This is a genomic window from Microbacterium sp. GbtcB4, assembly GCF_019091465.1.
Lineage (GTDB): Bacteria > Actinomycetota > Actinomycetes > Actinomycetales > Microbacteriaceae > Microbacterium > Microbacterium paraoxydans.
Genome location: NZ_JAGXJJ010000707.1, coordinates 1 through 231, shown reverse-complemented (window position 1 = coordinate 231; position 231 = coordinate 1). Strand labels below are relative to the sequence as shown.

At 72.7% G+C, this 231-nt stretch carries 1 pseudogene; it reads right to left on the bottom strand.

From position 1 onward, the window contains the following. Window positions 1–231, bottom strand: a pseudogene (locus KVS71_RS19340) (hypothetical protein); the annotation flags it as partial.

Here is a 231-nt window from a genome sequence, read left to right as displayed (position 1 = left end):
CGATGACGGCGTTGGCGTAGCGGACGAGGGAGCCGGCGTCGGGCGGCTCGAAGAAGTGCTTCTCCCCCGCGTCGCCGTAGCAGAGGTGCACGCCCACCTCGACGTCGTCCGGGTCCGCGTCGACGAGGGCGGCCAGACGCGAGACGAGGCCGTCGAACGGGTCGCCGGGCCACCCCGCCTCCATGACGGCCCCGTACCCGGAGGCACCCTCGATGATGCCCATCTCGCTCG